Origin of the sequence: Malaciobacter marinus, assembly GCF_003544855.1 — a bacterium.
In the GTDB taxonomy this organism is placed as follows: domain Bacteria; phylum Campylobacterota; class Campylobacteria; order Campylobacterales; family Arcobacteraceae; genus Malaciobacter; species Malaciobacter marinus.
The window spans coordinates 55951-78351 of the sequence record NZ_CP032101.1; the positions used below are offsets into that span (position 1 = coordinate 55951).

The window sequence follows — 22401 nt, forward strand, 5'->3', positions numbered from 1 at the left end:
AATTGAAAGTTTATTAAAAGGCTTAGATTAAAATAATAATATAAAATTATATTTGAAGTATAATTTTAGTATTATAAATACTTATATTAAGCTATAAGGATAGTCATGTTAAATAAACTTTCAATAATGCTAAAACTTAAACTAAATAGTGCACTAATAATATTTAGTTTATTAATAGCAGGTGTTATTATTTATAACATATTGAACTCTTTATCAAGGGAGTATATAAACTCATTAGCTATTGCAAAACAAAATGAAACATTAAATGCAATATATATCAATGGACTTTTATATAACTCATCTTCTGGCGTAGTTTTTCAAAATCCAAACTCGAAAAAAGCAAAAAATACTATGCAAAATGCAATTAATAATACGCAAAAAGCTGCAAATAAATTTAAAAAAATAAATAACTCATTGTACATGGAGTTTGAACAAAAAGTAATTGATTTTTTACTTATATCAAATGATTTAAATAAAAAAGTAATTAATAAAAAAGTATTAGAAAAAGATGATATGAAAAAATCGCTTAAGGCATGGAGGAACCTGAAGTTTACTATTATTGATATATTAAAAATAATCAAAAAAAATTCAGATATGGCGCAAAAAAATTTTCATAATACAATAAAACAATCAATAATCACTGTTATTGCATTAATGTCAATTTTTTCTGTAGTAATACTTATATTTAATATTCTTCTTTCAAAAAGTATTATATCTCCACTAAAAATATTAAAAGATGCTATGAAAAAGCTTACAGATTCATCTAACAAAGATATTAAAATACAGATAAAAACAGAAGATGAAACAGCCCAAATTGCAAAATATTTTAATGAATATATTAGTAAAATAGAAAAAGATCATCTTGAAGATACATTAGTTATAAAAGATGTAAATTATGTAGTAAATGAGATAAAAAAAGGTAATTTAAGCACGAGAGTTACAAAAACTAGTTCAAGTAAATCTGTAAAAGAGTTAGTAAATGCATTAAATAGCATGCTTGATACTTTAGCTGATATCGTAGAACACGCATCTAAAACACTTAATAAATATAAACATGAAGATTTTACTCAAAAAACATCAATTAATGCACAAGGTGAAATTCAAAACTTATTAAATGGTATTGATTCATTGGGAGAATCTATTTCAAAGATGCTACTTGAAAGTACAAGAAGAGGAGTTGAATTAAAAAGTAGCTCAGATACATTACTGAAAAATGTAGATGTATTAAATGAAAGTTCAATACAAACAGCAACAAATCTTGAAGAAACAACTACTGCTTTAGAGCAAATAACATCTAATGTAAAAAATAGTACATTAAAAATGAATGAAATGACAAGCTTAGCTAGTAAGGTAAGCTCTTCTACTAAAGAGGGTAAAGAACTTGCTTTAAAAACAAGTTCATCAATGGATGAAATTAATGAGCAAGTTAATTTAATAAATAACTCAATTACAGTAATTGACCAAATAGCTTTTCAAACAAATATATTATCATTAAATGCAGCAGTAGAAGCAGCAACTGCTGGAGAGTTAGGTAAAGGTTTTGCAGTAGTTGCAGGTGAAGTTAGAAACTTAGCAACTAGATCAGCACAAGCAGCAAAAGAGATAAAAGAGTTAGTAGAACATGCAACAATTAAAGCAAATGATGGAAAAGAGATTTCAAATAATATGATAAATGGATATGAGAGTTTAAATGACAATATTGAGCAAACTTTAAATATTATTGAGTATGTTTCTACTTCAAGTAATGAACAAGAAAAAGGTATTGTTCAAATAAATAATGCAATAAATGAACTTGATAAAAAGACACAAAAAAATGCAACTATAGCCTCACAAGTACAAGAAATAGCACTTTCTTCTGAGAAATTAGCAACTACAATAGTCTATGAATCAAATAATAAAAAGTTTATAGGTAAAAATGAAGTCTTATATTAAAAGTAAATTTTATATCAAAGCCCAATATTAAATTGGGTTTTGATAACTTATAAATTATCTTTTATGTATTGATAATCAGAAATAATTGTCCACTCTCTAATACTTTGCATATAATCTTCTTGTGATTTAAAAATCTCTTTTAAAAGTGGTGATTTTGCAGCCATACTCTCTCTTAGCTTTTTATTTGAATCTTTTAACAGTTTTTTTACATCTTCTGGAAAGCTTTTAACTTTTATTTGAGGATGCTCTTTTTTCATTTTTTGCCAAGCTTTTGCATTCATATCATAATTTTGAATATACATATCATAAGCTGCTAATCTAAATGCCAAGACTAAAATCTCTTGTAGATTTTTTGGAAGCTTTTTATAAGATCTTTTATTAACAATAAATTGCAATTCTGAAGCTGGTTCATGCCATCCTGTATAGTAGTATTTTGCAACTTTGTGAAAGCCCATATTAATATCCATTGATGGGCCAACCCACTCTAAGGCATCAATTGTATTTCTTTCAAAAGCAGTATAAAGTTCACCTGGGGCAATATTTGTAACTAATGCTCCTGCTTTTGCCATTATTTCACCTGCAAAGCCTGGAATTCGGATTTTAAGACCTTTTAAATCTTCTACCGATTTAATCTCTTTTTTAAACCAACCTCCCATTTGAACACCAGTATTTCCTCCTGGAAAAGATAATACTTTATGAATCTTATAAGTTTTTTGCATTAGTTCTAATCCACCACCATGGTAAAACCAAGCATACTGTTCAGCAGCTGTCATTCCAAATGGCATTGAAGTAAAAGGTAAAGTATTTATATCTTTGCCTTTCCAATAGTATGAAGCACTATGTCCAATATCATATTGTCCTGCTTTAACCATATCTAAAATACCTAAAGGTGCTTTATGTTTGCTAGCACTATCAACTCTGATAATTAGTTGACCATTTGACATAACTTTTGCTAAATTAGCCATTTTTATTGAAGTATCAATTAAAGGACTTGCAGTTTTACCCCAAGTAGTAGCCATTTTAAGTTTATAAACTCTTTGATTTGCAAACACTGTCATACTCATAGCTATAAGTAAAACAGATATTACTCCTAGTTTTCCAATTAATTTTTTCATTTTTCTCCCTTTAAAAAAATTATTTTAGAATAGACTCTTTTAAGCTTTTCTTCTTTTCCCATCCTATTGTTTTAAGTTCTGGCTCTTTTAAAAAATCCTTTGAATATCCAATACATAAATATCCAATTAATTTATACTCTTTTGAAACATTTAGTATTTTTCTTATTTTTTTTGGTTTTACGATAGATACCCACCCAAGACCTAAGTTTAAAGCTCTAGCTGTTAACCACATATTGCATATAGCACAAACAACAGAGTATTCTCCACTTTTTTTCATATATGTTTGTCCAAGAATCTCTTTTTTTGGTTTTTTATAAAAAACTGCAATATTTATAGGTGATTCTTTTATTCCCTCAAGTTTTAATTTTTTATAAAGTGGTCTATTTTCAAACTTTTTAAAGCTCTTTTTATAACTTATTTCAAATTGATTATATACTTTATCTTTAAGGTTTTTATCTTCAATGATTTTAAAATGCCAAGGCTGTGAATAGCCAACAGATGGTGCTTTTAAAGCAGATTCTAAAATAATATTCAACTTTTTTTTAGATACTTTTTTATTTATAAAATTATTACCTCTTATATCTCTTCTTGAACTAATAATCTTATTTAAAGTGTTTAAATCTTTTTTATTAAACCTTAACATTAATATTTAATAGGTTTTAATTTATCAAGTAAAAAAGATTCAATAATTTCATCAATACTTTTTTGAGTATCTACGCTTAAAACAGAAATATTTTTTTGTTTAAAATCAATTAAATAATCAGTCTCATTTATTACAATAATATGATCAATCCAGCAATTTGCTTCTTTTCTATTTTTAAAAAAGTCACAATTTACTATTCTACCTTCATCAAGATCAATATAAGCCCAATAATTAGACTCTTCAATAGCACTTATAATAGCTTCATGTCTTCTGTTGCAGTCTACTGGAATTAGTATATTCATTTTTTCCCTCGCATATTTTAGCTTCTAAAATGATATCTAATAATGATTTAAAAATATATGATTTATAAGTACTCTTTTTCAAACCATTTAGAAAATATAAATAAAGACCATAAATGTTGTTTAAATTTTCTATTTTTTGCTAAATTATAAATTTGTTTTATATACTCATCATTAAAAAGTTCTGTTTGTTTATTCACTCTTAAAATTAGATTTAAAACTTCATCTTTATACTCATTTTGAATCCATTCATTAAAGGGTGAATTAAATCCTTTTTTTGTTCTATTTATGATTGTTTGTGGTATATATTTTGAAGCAATTTTCTTAAGTAAATATTTGTTTGTGTCTCCTACTTTTATATTTGAATCCACACTAAATAAATAGTTTACTAAATTAAAGTCTAAAAAGGGAGTTCTAACTTCTAAAGAATTAGCCATGGAAATTTTATCAACTTTACTGAGTAAGCCCTGCCCTAGCCAAACTTTTAAATCTGTATAACTCATCCAGTCAACTGGATCTTTTTTTGCTGTTTCACTTTTAAAAGTTGGTACTTTTTTAAATAGCTTTTTTTTCTGAATAGATGTAAATACTTCTCCAAAACCATTATAAACATTCTCTTTTTTTATAATTCTTCTTAAGTACTCACTCTCTTTTGTATTATTTTGTAAAGCAGAGATTATACTATTTAAAAATTGTGTTTGATTTTTATCTAATGTTTTTTCAAACTCATAATATTTTAAAAATTTTGCATAATTATCATAACCTAAAAATATCTCATCACTGCCCTCACCGCTTAAAACAGTTTTTATTCCCATTTGTTTAATTTTTTTTGTTAATATATACAAAGGAATTGCTGCGCTATCTGCGTGAGGTTCTTCTAAAGCTTCTAATGTATCTTCAAAGCTATTTATAAAATCTTTTTGAGAGATAATTAAAGGGTGATGATTTGAGCCTATGTGCTTTGCAGTGATATTTGCATACTCTAATTCGCTATAATTTTTGTATTCATCATAACCCACACTAAAGGTATTTATTTTTTTACCAGAAATTTTAGTATATAGTGCAGAAATAAGTGAACTGTCAATACCTCCACTTAAAAGTGAGCCAACTTCTACATCTGATGTTAGTCTAGCCTCAACACTCTTAAATAAAAGCTCTTCTATATCTTTTAAAGCTGTTTGTTCATCTTTTATTTTTTTATATGTATTAATCTTATAATACTTCTTAATTTGCAAGCTATCATTTTTTAATAAAAGATAATTTGATGCTTCAAGTTTTTTAATATCTTGATAAAAAGTATTATCATCTAAACTTACGAAATATTGCATATATTGTGATAAAGCAACTTTATTTAATTTTGGTTTTTTATCTAAAAGTTCTAAGATAGCTTTTATTGAAGAAGAGAAAATAAACTTATTATTTGCAAAGTAGTAGAAAAAAGGTTTTTTCCCATATCTATCCCTTGCACAAAAAAAGCTATTTTGCTTTATATTATAAATACAAAAACTAAACATTCCATTTAGGTAGTTTAAAAAATCTTTTTCATATTTTTGATAAAGCCTTATAATAACTTCTGTATCAGATTTGGTTTTACATTTTAAATCATGCTCTTTTATTAACTCTTGATAATTATAAATTTCACCATTAAAAACTATTACAATCTCATCAAAAACCATAGGTTGGTTTGCTTCATTGTCCAAATCAATAATTGAAAGTCTTGTATGGGCAAAAGTATTGTTATTAAATGATTTAATAGCTTGAAAATCAGGTCCTCTATTTTCTATATATTTGATTGCATTTTTGAATTTATCGTTTGTAAAATTTGCACCTAATATTCCACACATTAAAAATCTCCTATAAAATATTTGATTATAAAAATATAAAAATATAAAAGCAAGGAAAAGGTAATTGTGGAGATTAATATGCTTGCAGTTACATCATAGGGTTTACAGTTATATAAAGCAGCTAAATTAACATTGTTTACTGCAAGAGGTATCATTAGTTGCATTAAGACTACAGAGGCTACATATGAGCTTAAATCGCTTTGTAAAACAAAAAAGATTCCAACAGCAGGAAGTATAAAGTGTTTTACCAAAGAAATGTTAAGTGATAACTTCCAATTCATCGTTCTTATTTTAACTTCACTTAAATATACACCAAAGATTACTAATTGAATAACCATTGAAGCATATGCTCCCATTTCAAGAGTTCTTGAAATATCTTTATGAATAGGAACATTAAAATAGTTTATAGCAATAGCAAAAAAAGCAACCCAAAGTCCAGGAAGTTTTAAAATTGAATAGATTGACTTTTTTAATGTAAAAGAGTCTTTTGCAAAGAAATATATACTAAAAATATAAATAAAAAACATATTTGCAATATTTATAATACTTGTGTAAGGAACAGATTGTTCACCAAATAAAGCAATCCCTAATGGAACACCAATATTTCCAGTATTACCCACTAATGACACAGCGATAAATATAGTTCTATCTTTTGAATCAGTAAATATTTTTTTTGAGAATATTATTAAAAAGAATACAACACTTAAAACTGCATATAAATAAATAATTGGTGACATTACAAATGCATAATCAATAGGAGATTTAGTTAGTCCCCAAAATATTAAAATTGGTTGTAAAAAATAAAAAGATAAAATTACATAGCTTTTTTCATCGATTTTTTCTTTAAAACTTTTTTTTAAAATTAGTCCAATTACAATAAAAGAATAAACAGGAAGTACTGAAATTAAAGTTTGAATGAAGTTACCTTTATAATATAATAAATTTTATTTTATCATAAAGAAGTAAAAAATATAATTTAGTCTTAGAAGTATTAGGATTTAGATATTATGTCGTAAATTTACGACATAATACCTTTTATCATAAAGAATATTGATGCAGATAAAAGTCCAGCTGCAGGAACTGTTATTAACCATGCAGCAACAATTTTTTTGATTGCATCTCTTTTTACATACTTAACTCTTTTTTTAGCTTTAAAATCTCTTTTTTCAATTCTTACTTGCTCTATTTTTTCTTCAATTAGTTTATAAAGTTCAACAACTCTAATATATTCAGATTTGCTTTTTTTATTTTTATCTTCTAAGTCAATTAATTCCGCTTCATATTTATCAAGAATTTTTTTGTCTTTTTTTAATTTTTTTCTAATATCACTTAATATTTTTGATTCACTTGAATCTAAAAACTCTCTTAAGAACCCTACTCCAAATACTCCACCTACTGCAATATGTGTTGAAGATACAGGTAGTCCTAATTGACTAGCAATAATAACAGTAATAGCTGCTGCCATTGCAATTGAAAATGCTCTTACTTGATCTAATTCTGTAATTTCTGAGCCAACTGTTTTGATGATTCTTGGTCCATAAAGAGCTAAACCTATTGCAATACCTAATGCACCTACAGCCATAACCCAAAAAGGAATTCCTACTTGTGAAGAAACAGATGATTTAATAATTGCATCATTTATAGCAGCAAGTGGACCAATTGCATTTGCAACATCATTTGCACCATGAGCAAAAGATAAAAGTGCTGCTGAGAAAATCAATGGTATTGTAAATAGTGAGTTAATGCCAAGTCTTGTATTGTCAATTTTTTGTGCAGATTTTTCAATTAGTGGTCTTACTACAAAGAAGACTATAAGGGCAATTATTAATCCTACTAAAGAAGCTGTCAAAAAATTAACTTTAATTAAATGTTTTATTCCCTTTACGATTAAATATGTAGAAAAGGCCCAAGACATAATGGCAATTAAATATGGAACAAACTTTTTAGCTGAGCTTACCATATCTTTTTGAAACATAATATTTTTTTTAATAAATAATAAAAACAGTGCCGCAACCACTCCACCAAAAACTGGGGAGATTATCCAAGAAGCTGCAATTTTAGCCATGGTTCCCCAAGAAACTATGGCAAAACCAGCTGCTGCAATTCCTGCACCCATAACACCACCTACAATTGAGTGTGTTGTTGATACAGGAGCACCAACAGAAGTTGCAAAGTTTAACCAAAGTGCAGCTGAAAGTAGTGCTGCTGTCATTGCCCAAATAAATATTTCAGGATCAGAAATTAAAGCTGGATCAATAATTCCTTTTTTTATTGTTTTTACAACTTCTCCACCAGCAATTAATGCACCTGCTGCTTCAAAAATTGCTGCAATAACAATTGCCCAAAACATTGTTATTGCTTTTGAACCAACTGCTGGACCTACATTATTAGCAACATCATTTGCACCAATATTCATAGCCATATAGGCTCCAAAAACAGCTCCAATAATCAAAAATGAATTATTAGGAACATTACCATGTGAGGTATAACTCCATAAAAAGACAACAACTATAAATAGAAGTCCTAGTGATAGTTTAGCAAAGCCCGGAAGTGTCTTGTCTGTAGCTTTATCCATCTTATTGATAGTTTCAAAGTCCAATGTAACCCTTTACGTAACCATTTTGTAATTTAATTTGTTTAGTATTGTAATGGATAATTCTTTACATAACCTTTAAATAAGCTTAAAAATTATATGGATAAAATATTTATAATATTCAAGTTGTCTATATATTATTCTTTTATAATTTGAAAATTTACTCCATTTTAAACAATATTACAGAATAAGAAATTAATCTTTCTTTAAGATTTTATATATATAATGCCAATAAAATATAGACAAAACACATAAAGGAGTAGTTATGTTAAGCATAAGAATTTTGACAAACAACGATATTCCTAAAATTGAAAAAATGAAACAAGATTTCAATATCTTTAGAGTTGTTGATACTAAAAAAGGTAAACTTGAAATGGTAGAATTTTTCAATAAAGATGGGGTATTTAGAGGTTTTGGTAGAGATACAAAAGCTGCTTATAAAAGAGCAAAAAGAGCTGTTATTAAATATTATAATAAATAAAGAAGAAAATCTTCTTTATTTATCTAGCTTCTTCGTCTTCTATTTGAAGATGAAGATGAACTAGAAGATTTATTTCTATTATTTTTAAATCCTCCACTTCTTGGACCTCTTCTTCTTTGTCCGCCTCTTTTATCATTATTTCTACTACTATTTCTAACAGCACTTTCAATTAACTTTTCAATATCTTTATGAGATTTACCAATTGTATTGCTTCCTTTTACAGAAGTAGCACTTGTAAGCATTGAAGCTAGTTTAAATGCAATTGTAGAAATATCATACTCTTCTTTTAAGTTTTCAATAATTAATAATGCTGAATCATCAACTTTGTGTGCTTTGATTTTTTCAACAAGTGAATTTGTTTTTTTATCTTTTACAGATTTAATATTTGGAATCGTCTTAGCTTCTAATCTTCCACCAGTAGATTTTTGAATCTTTTGAAGCATTCTAAATTCATGTGGAGTTACAATAGAAACAGCAACACCTTCTTTTCCTGCACGACCTGTTCTTCCAATTCTATGAACATAACTTTCAGAATCAAAAGGTAAATGATAATTAAATACATGTGTTACATCATTTACATCAAGTCCACGAGCAGCTACATCTGTAGCAATTAAAACATCAAGTCTACCTTTTTTAAAGGCATTAATTGCTTCTTCTCTTTGTCTTTGCTCCATATCTCCATGAAGACCTTTAGCACCAAAACCTTGAGATACTAAAAATGTAGAAAGTCTATCTACTTCTTTTTTTGTTCTACAAAAAATAATTGATTTATCAGGATTTTTATAATCATACAATCTAATAAGTGCATCATCTCTTTCATATTCATCAACAACATAAAATGCTTGTTTAATTTTTGAGTTTGTTATTTCACTTGTTGTAACTGTAATAAACTCTGGTTCATTTAAGATTGTTTTTGCTAATTGTTTAATTGCATTTGGCATAGTTGCTGAAAACATTAATGTTTGTCTTTGCTTAGGCATATAAGTAAAGATTTCTTTAATATCATCTAAGAACCCCATATCAAGCATTTCATCTGCTTCATCAAGGATTACATAATTTGGTTTAATATTGATTTTTTTATCTCTTAGTAAATCTAAAAATCTTCCTGGTGTTGCAACTAAAATTGATGCATTAGAGATATGCTTTAGTTGTCTGCTATAAGATTGTCCACCATAAACTGTTGCTGTATTTATATCTAAATATTTTCCAAACTTAAATAATTCATCTGAAACTTGCATTGCAAGTTCTCTTGTTGGAACGATTACTACAGCTTCTACTTCTTTGTTACATTTCATCATATTTAAAATTGGTAGTCCAAATGCTGCTGTTTTTCCTGTACCTGTGTGGGCTTGACCAACTATGTCTTTACCTTCTAAAATAACTGGAATTGCATCTTTTTGAATTGGACTTGGCTCTTTAAAGCCTGCATCATCAATTGATTTTTGTAAATTTGTTTTGAAATTGAACTCTTGAAAAGTCACTTCTTACCTTCGTATATTTGAATTTAAAATACACTTTATATAACTTCTTTTGTTCTTTTTAAAAAAATCTATGATAAATAATTGGATGTCAATAATTTAAAATCTCTGAGTTGAAATCAAAGTAAAATAGGTATATAACTGTGTATAATTGTCTGATTATAGCTAAATTTATATAAATTTAAGCTTTAGAGTAAAAGTAAGGCTTAATGCCCTACTTTTAACCTTTGTAGTTTTCTAAGTATTTTGTATCGTAGTTGTTGTTTTTAAAGTCTTCGTTTTGCATCATCTTCATATGAAATGGAATAGTAGTTTTAATACCTTCAACTTCAAACTCATTTAATGCTCTTTTCATAATATTTATAGCTTTATCTCTATCTCTTCCCCAAACAATTAGTTTCCCAATCATTGAGTCATAATATGGAGGAACATCATAGTTTGTATAAACGTGAGAATCAACTCTTACATTTCTTCCACCAGGAACCATCCATTGTTTTACTTTTCCAGGACAAGGTAAGAAAGAAATAGGATCTTCTGCTGTAATTCTACACTCAATTGCATGACCTCTAAATTTAACTTCTTCTTGTGGAGGAACTTTTTCACCCTCTGCAACTCTAATCATTAGTTCAACTATATCAATTCCAGAAACCATTTCTGAAACAGGATGTTCTACTTGAAGTCTTGTATTCATTTCCATAAAGTAAAAGTTTTGTTTATCATCTGCTAAGAATTCAAATGTTCCTGCTCCCTCATACTCTAAGTATTTTGTAGCTTTTACTGCAACTTCATGAAGTTGTCTTCTTGTTTCATCATTTAATAAAATAGCAGGTGATTCTTCAATAACTTTTTGGTGTCTTCTTTGTAATGAACAATCTCTTTCACCAATATGAATTGCATTTCCATGAGAATCTCCAACAACTTGAACTTCAATATGTCTTGGGTTGTTGATAAATCTTTCTAAATACATTGTTCCATCACCAAAGGCAGCAAGTGCTTCTGATGAAGCTGCCATAAATAGTTGATCAAATTCAGACTCTTCATTTATAAGTCTCATTCCTCTACCACCGCCACCAGCAGCAGCTTTAGCCATGATAGGATAACCTATTTCTTTTGCAACTTTTTTACCCTCTTCTAGTGAATGAATAGCGCCTTTACTACCTGGTACAACAGGAACCCCTGCTCTTACCATTTCATCTTTAGCTTTTGATTTATCAGCCATTTTTTCCATTACTTCAACAGATGGACCAATAAATTTAATACCATGTAATCTACAAATTTCAACAAAATCTTGGTTTTCTGATAAGAAACCATAACCTGGGAAAATTGCATCACTTCCAGTCATCTCAGCTGCTGTGATAATTGCTGGAATATTTAAATATGATTCATTAGATCTTGCTGGACCAATACAAACTGCTTCATCTGCGTGTTTTAAGTAAGATGCATTTTTATCACCTGCACTATAAATTACAACAGACTTTTTTCCCATTTCTCTAATTGTTCTAATTGCTCTTTGAACAATTTCACCTCTATTAGCAATTAAAATTTTCTTTATTTCAGCCATACTAGCTCTTTCCTAAAGTTTTTCAATTGTAAACAGTGGCATATCAAATTCTACTGGATCAGCGTCGTTAACTAATACATCTAAAATTTTACAATCACACTCAGCCTCAACTTCATTCATTATTTTCATAGCCTCTAAAATACATAAAGTATCACCTTTTCTAACTGTATCTCCTGGTTTAACAAATGCAGAAGAATCAGGTGATGGTGCAGTATAAAACGTTCCAACCATTGGTGAATTAATAGTATCTGAACAAGTTTGAGTACTTTTTTCAGTAGTGCAAGATGTCTCAATTGGAGCACTTACGCTTGGAGCAGGAGCAGCAACTTGTTGTGCTACAGGTGCAGAAGAAACTTGAATGTCTCCGTCAAATCCTTTACCCATTGAAATTTCAAAATCACTCTCTTTTATTTTTAGTTTATTAAGTTCACTTTTGTCAAATACTTTAATTAATTCTTTTATCTCTTTAAAATCCATGACGTACCTTTTTTATTAATTTTTGCTATAATGTAGCAAAAAAATGATTATAAACCAATTTAATTAATGGAGTTTAAGTGTTAAGTGATAGAAATTTTATAAATATAGCTCATGAGATAGCAAGTGCATCTAAGTGCGTGTCAAAACAAGTAGGTGCAGTAATAGTAAAAGATGGAAGAATACTTTCAACAGGATATAATGGAACACCAGCAGGATATGTAAATTGTTGCGAACATTGGGATGGTGCATATACAAAAGACCATCATGAATGGTCAAGAACTTATGAAATTCATGCAGAAATGAATGCAATAATTTGGGCAGCAAGAAATGGAATAAGTATTGAAAGTGCCACTATTTATGTAACTTTAGAACCTTGTGCAGATTGTTCAAAAAATTTAATAGCAAGTGGTATTAAAAGAATAGTTTATGATAAAGCTTATGAGCATACAAACTCTGATGTTGTAACAAAATTTATAAAAGATAATGGCGTAATAATAGAACAAATAGCTAAATGAAACTAGACAATCATACCTTTTATAAAAAGTCAACATTAAAATATGGAGTAACAGCAAGAGGTGTTCATTGGAACTCAAAATTTTCTCAATATCTAAGATTTGAAGTACTTACTAAGTATTTAAATAATTTAGAAGATTCAACTATTATTGATATAGGTTGCGGATTTGCTGAATATTTGAACTTTTTAAAAAGAAAAAAAATAGATTTTAAAAAATATACTGGCATTGATTGTGAAAAACATATGATACAAATAAGTAAAAAAAGATTTAATGATTATGAGTTTTTACTTCTTAATGTATTAAAAAACAGATTACCACAAGCTGATTATTTTGTTTGTAGTGGAGCTATGAATTTATTAGAATTCAATGATATGCAAATATTTATACAAAAATGTTTTGATTCAAGTAAAAAAGGTTTTGTTTTTAATTTTTTAAAAGAGGATAACTTTACTTATGTAAGTCAAAAAGAAATTTTAAGTTTTTGTAAAACAATTACTACTAAAATAAAGATTGAAGATACATATTTACACAATGATTGTACCATATACCTTGAAAAATAGCATAGATGTCTTAAAGAAAGAAAATATCATAAGTTTTTCATATATCTAGTGTAAAATTTCTCATAATTAAAAGGAGTTTGCATGAAAATTGGATTATTTATCCCATGTTTTATGAATGAGCTATATCCAGATATATGTATGGCAACACTTAAAATTTTAAAAGATCAAGGCTTAGATGTTGATTACCCTATGAGTCAAACATGCTGTGGTCAACCAATGGCTAATTCAGGCTGTTCAAAAGATGTAGAAACACTAGCAAAACAGTTTGTAGAAAATTTCAAAGATTATGATTACATTGTTGCTCCAAGTGGATCATGTGTTTCAATGGTAAAAGAACACTATGCACCATTTTTTGAGAATAATAGTGATTATGACAAAGTTAAAACTTCAATATATGAAATTTGTGAATTCTTGCATGATATAATAAAAATTGAAAAGTTTGATGTGAGTTTTCCTCATAAAGTAGGTATTCATAATTCATGTCATGGACATAGAATGCTTAAACTTGGAAGTGCTAGTGAATTAAATATACCTTATCAATCAAAATTGAAAAATCTATTATCATTAGTAAAAGATATAGAAATTGTAAGTTTAAAAAGAGATGATGAGTGCTGTGGTTTTGGTGGAACTTTTTGTGTAACAGAAGAAGATATATCAGTTTCTATGGGAAAAGATAGAATTAAAGATCATCTTGATTCTCATGCCCAAGTAATAACAGGAGCAGATATGTCATGTTTAATGCATATGGATGGAATCATTAATAGAGATAATGAAAATATTAAAGTTATGCATATAGTAGAAATACTTGCAGGAGTTAAATATGAGTAATAAACACCCTCAAAATGCAAAAGAGTTCGTTGCAAATGATGAAAGAATGCATTGGCATGACCAAGCATTATGGTTTGTAAGAGAAAAAAGAGATGTAGCTACTAAAACAATTCCTGAATGGGAACAATTAAGAGAGCATGGAAATAATATAAAAACTCATACAATGGCAAATCTTGATAAATATCTTTTAGAGTTTGAAAAAAATGCAACAGCTAAAGGAATTACTGTTCATTGGGCAAAAGATGCAAAAGAACATAATGAAATAGTAGAAAAAATCTTGAGCCAAAACAGTGTTAAAAAAGTTGTAAAGTCAAAATCTATGTTAACAGAAGAGTGCCACTTAAATCCTTATTTAGAAAGTAAAGGGTTTGAAGTAGTTGATACAGATTTAGGTGAAAGAATTGTTCAATTAAGAAAAGAACCACCATCACATATTGTACTTCCTGCCATTCATTTAAAAAAGCAAGATGTTTCTGATACATTTCATGAAAAAATGGGAACAGAAAAAGGAAATTATGACCCTACTTATTTAACAAGAGCTGCAAGGGCTGATTTAAGACAAAAGTTTTTAGATGCAGATGCTGGAATAACAGGGGTTAATTTTGCAATTGCAAATACAGGCGCAATTGTAGTTTGCACAAATGAAGGTAATGCAGATATGGGTGCAAATTTACCAAAACTTCATATTGCTTCTATGGGAATTGAAAAAGTTATTCCAAGATTAGAAGATTTAGGAGTATTTACAAGATTACTTGCAAGAAGTGCAACAGGTCAAGCAATTACTTCATATACATCACACTTTGCTGGAGCAGTTGAGGGTGGACAAATGCATATAATAATTGTTGATAATAAAAGAACACCTTTTTTACAATCACAAAAGTATCAAAAAGCATTAAATTGTATTAGATGTGGCGCATGTATGAATACTTGTCCTATATACAGAAGAAGTGGAGGGCACTCTTATGAGTATGTTATTCCTGGACCAATTGGATCAACTTTAGCAACATTTAGAGACCCTAAAAAGCATAAAACACTATCTTTTGCTTGTACACTTTGTGGTTCTTGTTCTCATGTTTGTCCAGTAAAAATTGATTTAGATTCACAATTATATAATCATAGACAAGATTTAACAGCACAAGATATTATTGATCCTAAGAAAAAATTTGCTATGAAAGCTACATCTTGGTTGATGTCTCATCCAACTTTATTTGATATTGCAGGAAAAGTAGCAAGAAAAGTAGTTCCAATACTTCCAAAATCATTTATTTATAATAAAGCAAATGTTTGGGGAAAACAAAGAGACTTACCACAAATGCCAAAAAATAGCTTCAAAGAACTATATAAAAAAGGATTAGAAGATGACAAGTAAAGAGCAAATCCTATCACAAATTAGACAAAACAATGTAGTAAATGATGCAACTTTACCATCATATGATAATTTCGGAATTACATTTGATGATAAATTCTCAATGTTTTCAAAAATGCTTGAAAATGTAGGTGGTAAAGCTTTAGATATAAAAAAAGAAGAGTTAGATGAAACAATTAAAAAGCTTTATCCAGAAGTAAAAATAGTTGCAACAAATGTTAAAGAGTGTTCTTTAGGAACATTTGATTCAAATGCCCAAGATGATATACATAATTTAAAAGATATTGAATTATGTGTTGTAAATGGAAATTTTGCAGTAGCTGAAAATGGTGCTGTTTGGCTAAAAAATGAAGAAAATAGACATAGAGGTTTATATTTTATTTCTGAAAATATTGTAATTGTAGTTAAAAAAGAGGATATTTTAAATAATATGCATGAAGCATATGAAAAAATATCTTTTGATAAAGCTGGTTATGGAGTATTTGTAAGTGGACCTTCAAAAACTGCTGATATTGAACAATCTTTAGTAATTGGAGCACATGGACCAAAGTCAGGATATGTAATTTTTATTTCATAATGATATAATATAGGTTTAAAGGATTATATTTTGAAAAAGATATTAGTTTTAAGCCTATTACTTAGTATATATTTATTTGCACAAGAGCCTTCAAAAGAAGTTTTATTACTTCATTCATATCATAAAGGTTATAAGTGGACTGATGATATTTCAAAAGCAATTGAAAAAAACTTTGAAAAATACTCAAATATAAATCTAACAACAATATATATGGATACTAAAAAAGTATCTAATGATAACTATTTCCAAAAACTATACGAACTTTATAAAGAGCAGTTTAAAAATAGAAAATTTGATGTAATAATTGCAAGTGATAATTCTGCTTTGGAGTTTTTAGTTGAATATCAAAAAAAACTATTTCCAAAAACACCAATTTTATTTTCTGGAATAAACTATTTTGATGAAAAACTTATTGAAAAAAATGGAATGAGAAAATATATAAGTGGAGTAATTGAACAAGTTGATTTAAAAAAGAATTTTGAATTAATTTCAAAGATTCATCCAAAACTAGACAAATTAATAATAATAAATGATAAGTCAAAAACAGGACTTATCATGAAAGATGATTTAAAAAAAATTATTCCTAAGTTCAACAATAAATTTGAAGTTGAATATATTGATGATATGCAAATGAATGATTTAAAAAAATATGTATCTAATACAAATAATAATACAGCTTTACTTTTTGTGCTTCTATTTAAAGATAAAACAGGAAAGTTTTTTACATATAAAGAGAGTTTAGAACATATAAAAAGTTTTTCTCATGTCCCAATATATGGTCTTTGGGATTTTTATTTAAATTATGGAGTAATTGGAGGGCTTTTAACTTCTGCACAAGCTCAAGGTGATGCCGTTTCAAAAATGGTATTAGAAGTTTTAAATGGAAAGAAAATAACAGAAATACCAATTTTAAGAAAGTCACCCAATGAGTATATTTTTGATTTTAATGAATTGAAAAAATTTGATATAAAAATAGAAGACTATGTTGATGATTTTGTTATTGTAAATAAACCTTTTTCTTTTTATCGAAAATATAAACTACTTGTTAATATAACTATTGCAACAATGCTTATTTTTGTAATTTTAATAATCTTAATGAAAGCAAATATAAATAGAAGAAAAAAACTTCAAAGGGATTTATCAAATAGATTAGAATTTGATAAAGTATTACTAGATACCATTCCAAATGCAATCTATTATAAAAATGTTGATGGTAAGTTTATAGGCTCAAATTTAGCTTTTGCAAATTTGATGGAACTTTCAAAAAGTAGTGTAATTGGTAAAACAGCTTTTGATTTTTTTCCACATGATATTGCAGTTAAGAATACAAAGATTGATGATAAACTTTTAAAAACTCTAAAAACAGACACTTCTGAAATGGCACTTCATTTTAGTAATCAAAAAATAAAATATTTCATTTTAAATAAAGCAGTATATAAAAATATAGATGGAAGAATAGGTGGAATAGTTTGTATAATGGATGATATTACAGAAAGAGTACAGCAAAAACAATTTCTAATTCAACAAAGTAAATTAGCAGAAATGGGAGATATGGTTGCAGCAATTGCTCATCAATGGAATGAACCTTTAGTTGAACTGTCTGCTCAAATACAAGATATACAAACTTCATATTTATTAGATGAATTAAAAGATTGTCAAGTAAAAGAGTTTGTAAATGATTCAATGGTTCAAATAAAATATATGTCAACAACATTAAATGATTTTAGAAACTTTTTAAAACCTTCAACTAAAAAAGTAACTTTTCCTATAAAAAAAGCTCTTGATGAAATAAATGAAATAATAGGAAAACAGGTATTTTACTCAAATATAAATATGAAATTTAACTATATAAATGGTGAAGATTTAGTTGTTTATGGATATGAAAATGAGTTTAAACAAGTATTATTAAACTTGATTAATAATGCAAAAACAAAAATACTTGAAAATTTATTGAAAGAAAATACTAAAGGAAATATTATTATAAATATCTCTAAGTCAAAGGAGTATAATAAAATAGAGATAATTGATGATGGTGGAAAAATTGATGAAAAAATAATATCTTCAATATTTGAACCATATTTTACTACAAAAAAAGATGGAACAGGAATAGGACTTTACATGGCAAAAGTAATAGTTGAAGATAAAATGCAAGGTAAGATAAAAGTAAAGAATATAGACAATAAAGTGGTATTTACAATTAAAGTACCTTTTAAAAAGGATTAGAATATGAATATATTACTTCTAGAAGATAATAAAAAGCTAAATCAAATAATAAGTAAGAGATTGAAACTCAAAGGATATAAAGTTGATTCATATGTAGATGGAAATGAAGCATATAATAACATAACAGAAGGATTTAGCTGTTTTATTTTAGATATTAATGTACCAAATATTGATGGAATAAAAATACTTAAAAAAATTAGAGAATTTTATGATGAGGTTCCAGTTATAATTATTAGTGCATCAATTGAATTAGAAGTAATTAAAGAGTCATATAATTTTGGCTGTAGTGATTATTTAAAAAAACCATTTTTTATAGATGAGCTTGAAATTAAAGTTGAAAGACTTTGTAAAATAAAGAATGATTTAATATATTTTGATGAAAGCTGCTATTTTGATTATAAATCATCAGTTGTTTACTTAGAGAATCAACCTCAACGTTTAACAAAAAAAGAGAGACTTTTATTAAATCTATTTTTAACAAAACGAAATCAAGTTTTATCATATGACACAATACAAAATTATGTTTGGGAAGGAAGTTTCGCTTCATTAGAATCTATTCGAAGTCTTATTAGACGTCTAAGAAAAGTACTTTCTAACAAATATATAGAAACTGTAGTTGATACGGGGTATATTTTTAAAACTACATAAAAATTACATAATAATTCCAAAATATCATATTATTATCATATCAAGTAGTTACAATTTGTGTCAATACAACATAAAAGGGGATGTTAAGATGTTAAAAACGACAACAAAATTACTTGTTGCTTCTGCTTTAGTTGCGGGACTAAGCACAGCAGCATTTGCGAAAGATAAAGTTTATAAGTGGAAATTGGCAACTACTTGGGGTTCAACTTTATCTCCATTTATTGATGCTCCAACAAATATGGCAAAATTAGCAAAAGAGATGTCTAATGGTAGATTAGATATTAGAGTTGATGCTGCAAATAAGCATAAAGCACCTTTAGGTATTTTAGATATGGTAAAAGGTGGTCAATATGAAATGGGTCATTCTGCTTCATATTATTGGAAAGGTAAAGATATAAATACTTTACCATTTACTACAATGCCATTTGGTATGACAGCACCTGAACAGTATGCATGGTTTTATTATGGTGGTGGATTAGAACTAATGCAAAAAGCATATAAAAGACATAAAGTATTATCATTCCCTGGAGGAAATTCAGGAAATCAAATGGGTGGATGGTTTAAAAAAGAGATTAATTCACTTGAAGATCTAAAAGGTCTTAAGATGAGAATTCCAGGCTTTGCAGGAGAAGTTTTAGCTAAACTTGGTGTTACTGTTACAAATATTGCTCCTGGTGAACTTTATACTTCTTTAGAAAGAGGAACTATTGATGCATTAGAGTGGGTAAGTCCATCAATGGATGTAAAAATGGGTTTTCATAAAATTGCTCCATATTATTATACTGGATGGCATGAGCCAGCAACTGAATTACAGTTTTTAGTAAATGAAAGACAATTTAAAAGATTACCAAAAGATTTACAAAAAATCTTAATAACTGCTATGAAAGTTGCTGCTTATGATATGTATATTCAAAATTATCATATGAATGCTGTTGCATGGTCAAAAATTTCAACAGACTATCCAAATGTAAAAATCAAAACATTACCAAAAAATGTAATCAATGCAATGAAAAAAGCAAATAATGAACTACTTATAGAAAAGGCAAAAGAGAGTCCTTTAGTAAAAGAGGTTTTAAAATCTCAAAAAGAGTATCTAGAAAAAGCTAGAGAATGGACAAAGATGTCAGACTATAAATATCTAGAAGATAACTTATAAGATTTACAAACTGCACAAATAAAATACGTAGTTTTTCTAAACTACGTATTTTTAGTTTATATATTAGATAAAATTTAAAATAAGTGATGAATTTAATAAGTGTAAAATTTGCATTTATTTAACTCATTTGAGAGAGAAAAAAAGGATAATATGATGCTTTTAAAACTAGAGAGAGGTTTTGACAAGTTCGCAAATATCATAGGTGGCTTTACTGCAATTGTATTGGTACTTATGATATTAAATGTATTTTATGATGCAATTATGAGGTATCTATTTAATACAGGAGATATTGCAATGCAAGAAATGGAGTGGCATCTTTTTTCTGTTGTAATATTATTTGGAGTTTCTTATACATTAAAAGAAGATGGACATGTAAGAGTTGATTTGATTTATGATAGATTAAAACCAAAGAAAAAAGCAATTATTAATATGATTGGAGTAATAACATTTATTTTACCTATTACACTTTTAGTTATTTTTTCATCAATAGGTTTTGCGCAAGAAGCTTATGAATTCAATGAAATTTCAGGTGATCCAGGTGGATTAACTCATAGATGGATAATCAAAGCTATGATTCCAATATCATTTTCTCTTTTGATTATAACATCAGTGGGATTTTTTATTAGAAATTTGAATATATATTTAGGTTTACATGAGTATGAAGACCATTCAATCGCCCATGAAGCTCAAAAATATAAAGAAGAGATAACAAGAAAAACAGGAGATAAATAATGATTGGTATAATAATGTTTTTTACAGCACTATTTATGCTGTTAATTGGTTTTCCTGTTGCTTTTACTTTTGGTGCTGTTTCAGTTTTATTTGGATTAATTGCTGGAATTGTTGAAATATATACATATGCTGATGCTAGTATGGGAATTACTGCAATTATATCAGAAGGTTTAACTGAGGGTATGTATATGTTTGATTTTATGCCACATAGAATTTGGTCTATTATGAATAATACTATTTTAATGGCAGTACCAATGTTTATTTTTATGGGAATTGTTCTTCAAAAAACAGGACTTGCAGAAAGACTTTTAGAATCTATGGGATTTTTATTTGGAGAAATTAGAGGTGGAGTTGCAATTTCAACTGTATTAGTTGGGTCATTACTTGCAGCATCAACTGGTGTTGTTGGTGCATCTGTTGTTGCTATGGGAGTTATTTCACTTCCTGTGATGCTAAAATATAAATATAATACAGAATTAGCAGCTGGAACGATTTGTGCTTCTGGTACTTTAGGACAAATAATTCCTCCATCAATTGTATTGATTATCTTAGGAGATGTTTTTCAAGTTCCTGTTGGTGATTTATTTAAAGCTGCTATTTGGCCTGGTCTTACTTTGGTTGCTTCTTATATTCTTTTTATATTAATTGTAGCTTTTGTAAAAAAAGATATGGCTCCTGCAATTCCAGCAGACCCAAGTAGAGGAAAAAAATCAAAACAAGTAGTAAGAGCATTGATTGATATTATTCCTTCACTTACATTAATAATTCTAGTTTTAGGTTCAATTTTTGCAGGTGTTGCAACACCTACAGAATCATCAGCTGTTGGATGTTTAGGTGCAATTGCTTTAAGTTTTTTATATAAAAGCTTTTCTATTGGTATGGTAAAAGAAGCAGCTTTAGAATCAGTAAAGATTACATCAATGGTATTTGCAATCTTAATTGGTGCAACAGCTTTTTCTATGGTATTTACTTACACAGGTGGAGATGAACTTGTTGAACACTTTATGTTAAGTTTACCAGGTGATCAAAAATGGACATTTATTTTATTTACAATGATTGCTATTTTAATCTTAGGATTTTTTATTGATTTTGTTGAAATCTCATATATTATTGTTCCAATTTTAGTTCCAATTGCTGTAAATTTAGATATAAATCCAGTTTGGTTTGCTATACTAATAGCAATGAATTTACAAACATCATTTTTAACACCACCATTTGGATTCTCTCTTTTTTATCTAAAAGGAGTTGTCCCCTCAAGTGTTAGAACGATGCAAATATACAAAGGAGTACTTCCTTTTATTCTAATTCAAATAATAGTTTTAGGATTATTGGCTGTATTCCCAGAGTTTTTTGGAATAAATCCAAGTCTTTAG

The 22401-nt window shown here is 27.8% G+C and carries 21 protein-coding genes; 12 read left to right on the forward strand and 9 right to left on the reverse strand.

Annotated elements, in window-relative coordinates; all coding sequences use genetic code 11:
• The first annotated feature begins 105 nt into the window (after window positions 1–105).
• On the forward strand, window positions 106–1932 hold the full coding sequence (locus AMRN_RS00275; RefSeq protein ID WP_099311434.1) for a methyl-accepting chemotaxis protein: 1827 nt from the start codon (window positions 106–108) through the stop codon (window positions 1930–1932).
• 47 nt (window positions 1933–1979) lie between these two features.
• Here AMRN_RS00275 and AMRN_RS00280 read toward each other — a convergent pair whose 3' ends face one another.
• The 6 genes from AMRN_RS00280 to AMRN_RS00305 form a co-directional block, all read right to left on the reverse strand.
• On the reverse strand, window positions 1980–3047 hold the full coding sequence (locus tag AMRN_RS00280) for a TRAP transporter substrate-binding protein (RefSeq protein WP_099311433.1): 1068 nt from the start codon (window positions 3045–3047) through the stop codon (window positions 1980–1982).
• A 19-nt stretch (window positions 3048–3066) separates the two neighbouring features.
• Window positions 3067–3690 (reverse strand): 5,6-dimethylbenzimidazole synthase, encoded by a 624-nt coding sequence (gene bluB, locus AMRN_RS00285; protein ID WP_099311432.1) that lies wholly within the window; start codon window positions 3688–3690, stop codon window positions 3067–3069.
• Entirely contained in the window at window positions 3690–3992 is a 303-nt protein-coding gene (locus AMRN_RS00290; RefSeq protein ID WP_099311431.1) for a hypothetical protein, read from the reverse strand. Before AMRN_RS00290 ends, bluB begins: the two co-directional genes overlap by 1 nt.
• Before the next feature lie 62 nt (window positions 3993–4054).
• Window positions 4055–5833, reverse strand: coding sequence for an asparagine synthase (glutamine-hydrolyzing) (asnB, locus tag AMRN_RS00295; RefSeq protein WP_099311430.1), 1779 nt, complete (start codon window positions 5831–5833; stop codon window positions 4055–4057).
• The gene (locus AMRN_RS00300; RefSeq protein WP_099311429.1) at window positions 5833–6750 is read right to left on the reverse strand and encodes an AEC family transporter; all 918 of its coding nucleotides are present in this window, start codon (window positions 6748–6750) and stop codon (window positions 5833–5835) included. The genes asnB and AMRN_RS00300 overlap by 1 nt, the downstream gene beginning before the upstream one ends.
• A 101-nt stretch (window positions 6751–6851) precedes the next feature.
• A complete protein-coding gene (locus AMRN_RS00305; RefSeq protein ID WP_099311428.1) occupies window positions 6852–8432 on the reverse strand; it encodes an inorganic phosphate transporter in 1581 nt (526 codons plus the stop codon).
• Window positions 8433–8691: 259 nt separating this feature from the next.
• On the opposite strand from AMRN_RS00305, the gene AMRN_RS00310 reads away from it, so the two are divergent.
• Window positions 8692–8907: a hypothetical protein gene (locus AMRN_RS00310; RefSeq protein ID WP_099311427.1), complete on the forward strand. Its 216-nt coding sequence runs from the start codon at window positions 8692–8694 to the stop codon at window positions 8905–8907.
• Window positions 8908–8930: 23 nt separating this feature from the next.
• Here AMRN_RS00310 and AMRN_RS00315 read toward each other — a convergent pair whose 3' ends face one another.
• The 3 genes from AMRN_RS00315 to accB all read right to left on the reverse strand — a co-directional run bounded on the left by AMRN_RS00315 (window position 8931) and on the right by accB (window position 12423).
• Window positions 8931–10388 carry a DEAD/DEAH box helicase gene (locus AMRN_RS00315; RefSeq protein WP_099311426.1) on the reverse strand — a complete coding sequence of 486 codons (1458 nt, stop codon included), beginning with the start codon at window positions 10386–10388 and terminating at the stop codon, window positions 8931–8933.
• A gap of 217 nt (window positions 10389–10605) precedes the next feature.
• Window positions 10606–11946 carry an acetyl-CoA carboxylase biotin carboxylase subunit gene (locus AMRN_RS00320; RefSeq protein ID WP_099311425.1) on the reverse strand — a complete coding sequence of 447 codons (1341 nt, stop codon included), beginning with the start codon at window positions 11944–11946 and terminating at the stop codon, window positions 10606–10608.
• A gap of 12 nt (window positions 11947–11958) precedes the next feature.
• Window positions 11959–12423, reverse strand: a complete 465-nt coding sequence (gene accB / locus AMRN_RS00325) for an acetyl-CoA carboxylase biotin carboxyl carrier protein (protein ID WP_099311424.1) — start codon at window positions 12421–12423, stop codon at window positions 11959–11961.
• A 77-nt stretch (window positions 12424–12500) separates the two neighbouring features.
• On the opposite strand from accB, the gene AMRN_RS00330 reads away from it, so the two are divergent.
• The 10 genes from AMRN_RS00330 to AMRN_RS00375 all read left to right on the forward strand — a co-directional run bounded on the left by AMRN_RS00330 (window position 12501) and on the right by AMRN_RS00375 (window position 22401).
• Window positions 12501–12938, forward strand: coding sequence for a deoxycytidylate deaminase (locus AMRN_RS00330; protein WP_099311423.1), 438 nt, complete (start codon window positions 12501–12503; stop codon window positions 12936–12938).
• A complete protein-coding gene (locus tag AMRN_RS00335) occupies window positions 12935–13498 on the forward strand; it encodes a methyltransferase domain-containing protein (protein WP_099311422.1) in 564 nt (187 codons plus the stop codon). Before AMRN_RS00330 ends, AMRN_RS00335 begins: the two co-directional genes overlap by 4 nt.
• An 81-nt stretch (window positions 13499–13579) precedes the next feature.
• Window positions 13580–14326: a (Fe-S)-binding protein gene (locus AMRN_RS00340; protein ID WP_099311421.1), complete on the forward strand. Its 747-nt coding sequence runs from the start codon at window positions 13580–13582 to the stop codon at window positions 14324–14326.
• A complete protein-coding gene (locus AMRN_RS00345; RefSeq protein WP_099311420.1) occupies window positions 14319–15695 on the forward strand; it encodes a lactate utilization protein B in 1377 nt (458 codons plus the stop codon). The genes AMRN_RS00340 and AMRN_RS00345 overlap by 8 nt, the downstream gene beginning before the upstream one ends.
• The gene (locus AMRN_RS00350) at window positions 15685–16269 is read left to right on the forward strand and encodes a LutC/YkgG family protein (RefSeq protein WP_099311419.1); all 585 of its coding nucleotides are present in this window, start codon (window positions 15685–15687) and stop codon (window positions 16267–16269) included. The genes AMRN_RS00345 and AMRN_RS00350 overlap by 11 nt, the downstream gene beginning before the upstream one ends.
• A 30-nt stretch (window positions 16270–16299) precedes the next feature.
• Window positions 16300–18492 (forward strand): sensor histidine kinase, encoded by a 2193-nt coding sequence (locus tag AMRN_RS00355; RefSeq protein ID WP_099311418.1) that lies wholly within the window; start codon window positions 16300–16302, stop codon window positions 18490–18492.
• A gap of 3 nt (window positions 18493–18495) precedes the next feature.
• Window positions 18496–19140, forward strand: coding sequence for a response regulator transcription factor (locus AMRN_RS00360; RefSeq protein WP_099311417.1), 645 nt, complete (start codon window positions 18496–18498; stop codon window positions 19138–19140).
• A gap of 88 nt (window positions 19141–19228) precedes the next feature.
• The gene (locus AMRN_RS00365) at window positions 19229–20296 is read left to right on the forward strand and encodes a TRAP transporter substrate-binding protein (RefSeq protein WP_099311416.1); all 1068 of its coding nucleotides are present in this window, start codon (window positions 19229–19231) and stop codon (window positions 20294–20296) included.
• 153 nt (window positions 20297–20449) lie between these two features.
• Window positions 20450–21028: a TRAP transporter small permease subunit gene (locus AMRN_RS00370; RefSeq protein WP_099311415.1), complete on the forward strand. Its 579-nt coding sequence runs from the start codon at window positions 20450–20452 to the stop codon at window positions 21026–21028.
• Window positions 21028–22401 carry a TRAP transporter large permease gene (locus AMRN_RS00375; protein ID WP_099311414.1) on the forward strand — a complete coding sequence of 458 codons (1374 nt, stop codon included), beginning with the start codon at window positions 21028–21030 and terminating at the stop codon, window positions 22399–22401. Before AMRN_RS00370 ends, AMRN_RS00375 begins: the two co-directional genes overlap by 1 nt.

Excerpts from the sequence above, each read along its gene's own strand:
- AMRN_RS00350 (WP_099311419.1), top strand. The coding sequence starts at position 15,685 with ATGACAAGTAAAGAGCAAATCCTATCACAAATTAGACAAAACAATGTA.
- bluB (WP_099311432.1), bottom strand. The coding sequence starts at position 3,690 with ATGTTAAGGTTTAATAAAAAAGATTTAAACACTTTAAATAAGATTATT.
- AMRN_RS00310 (WP_099311427.1), top strand. The coding sequence starts at position 8,692 with ATGTTAAGCATAAGAATTTTGACAAACAACGATATTCCTAAAATTGAA.
- AMRN_RS00275 (WP_099311434.1), top strand. The coding sequence starts at position 106 with ATGTTAAATAAACTTTCAATAATGCTAAAACTTAAACTAAATAGTGCA.
- AMRN_RS00290 (WP_099311431.1), bottom strand. The coding sequence starts at position 3,992 with ATGAATATACTAATTCCAGTAGACTGCAACAGAAGACATGAAGCTATT.
- AMRN_RS00345 (WP_099311420.1), top strand. The coding sequence starts at position 14,319 with ATGAGTAATAAACACCCTCAAAATGCAAAAGAGTTCGTTGCAAATGAT.
- AMRN_RS00340 (WP_099311421.1), top strand. The coding sequence starts at position 13,580 with ATGAAAATTGGATTATTTATCCCATGTTTTATGAATGAGCTATATCCA.
- AMRN_RS00280 (WP_099311433.1), bottom strand. The coding sequence starts at position 3,047 with ATGAAAAAATTAATTGGAAAACTAGGAGTAATATCTGTTTTACTTATA.
- AMRN_RS00360 (WP_099311417.1), top strand. The coding sequence starts at position 18,496 with ATGAATATATTACTTCTAGAAGATAATAAAAAGCTAAATCAAATAATA.
- AMRN_RS00365 (WP_099311416.1), top strand. The coding sequence starts at position 19,229 with ATGTTAAAAACGACAACAAAATTACTTGTTGCTTCTGCTTTAGTTGCG.
- AMRN_RS00335 (WP_099311422.1), top strand. The coding sequence starts at position 12,935 with ATGAAACTAGACAATCATACCTTTTATAAAAAGTCAACATTAAAATAT.
- AMRN_RS00375 (WP_099311414.1), top strand. The coding sequence starts at position 21,028 with ATGATTGGTATAATAATGTTTTTTACAGCACTATTTATGCTGTTAATT.
- accB (WP_099311424.1), bottom strand. The coding sequence starts at position 12,423 with ATGGATTTTAAAGAGATAAAAGAATTAATTAAAGTATTTGACAAAAGT.
- asnB (WP_099311430.1), bottom strand. The coding sequence starts at position 5,833 with ATGTGTGGAATATTAGGTGCAAATTTTACAAACGATAAATTCAAAAAT.
- AMRN_RS00370 (WP_099311415.1), top strand. The coding sequence starts at position 20,450 with ATGCTTTTAAAACTAGAGAGAGGTTTTGACAAGTTCGCAAATATCATA.
- AMRN_RS00320 (WP_099311425.1), bottom strand. The coding sequence starts at position 11,946 with ATGGCTGAAATAAAGAAAATTTTAATTGCTAATAGAGGTGAAATTGTT.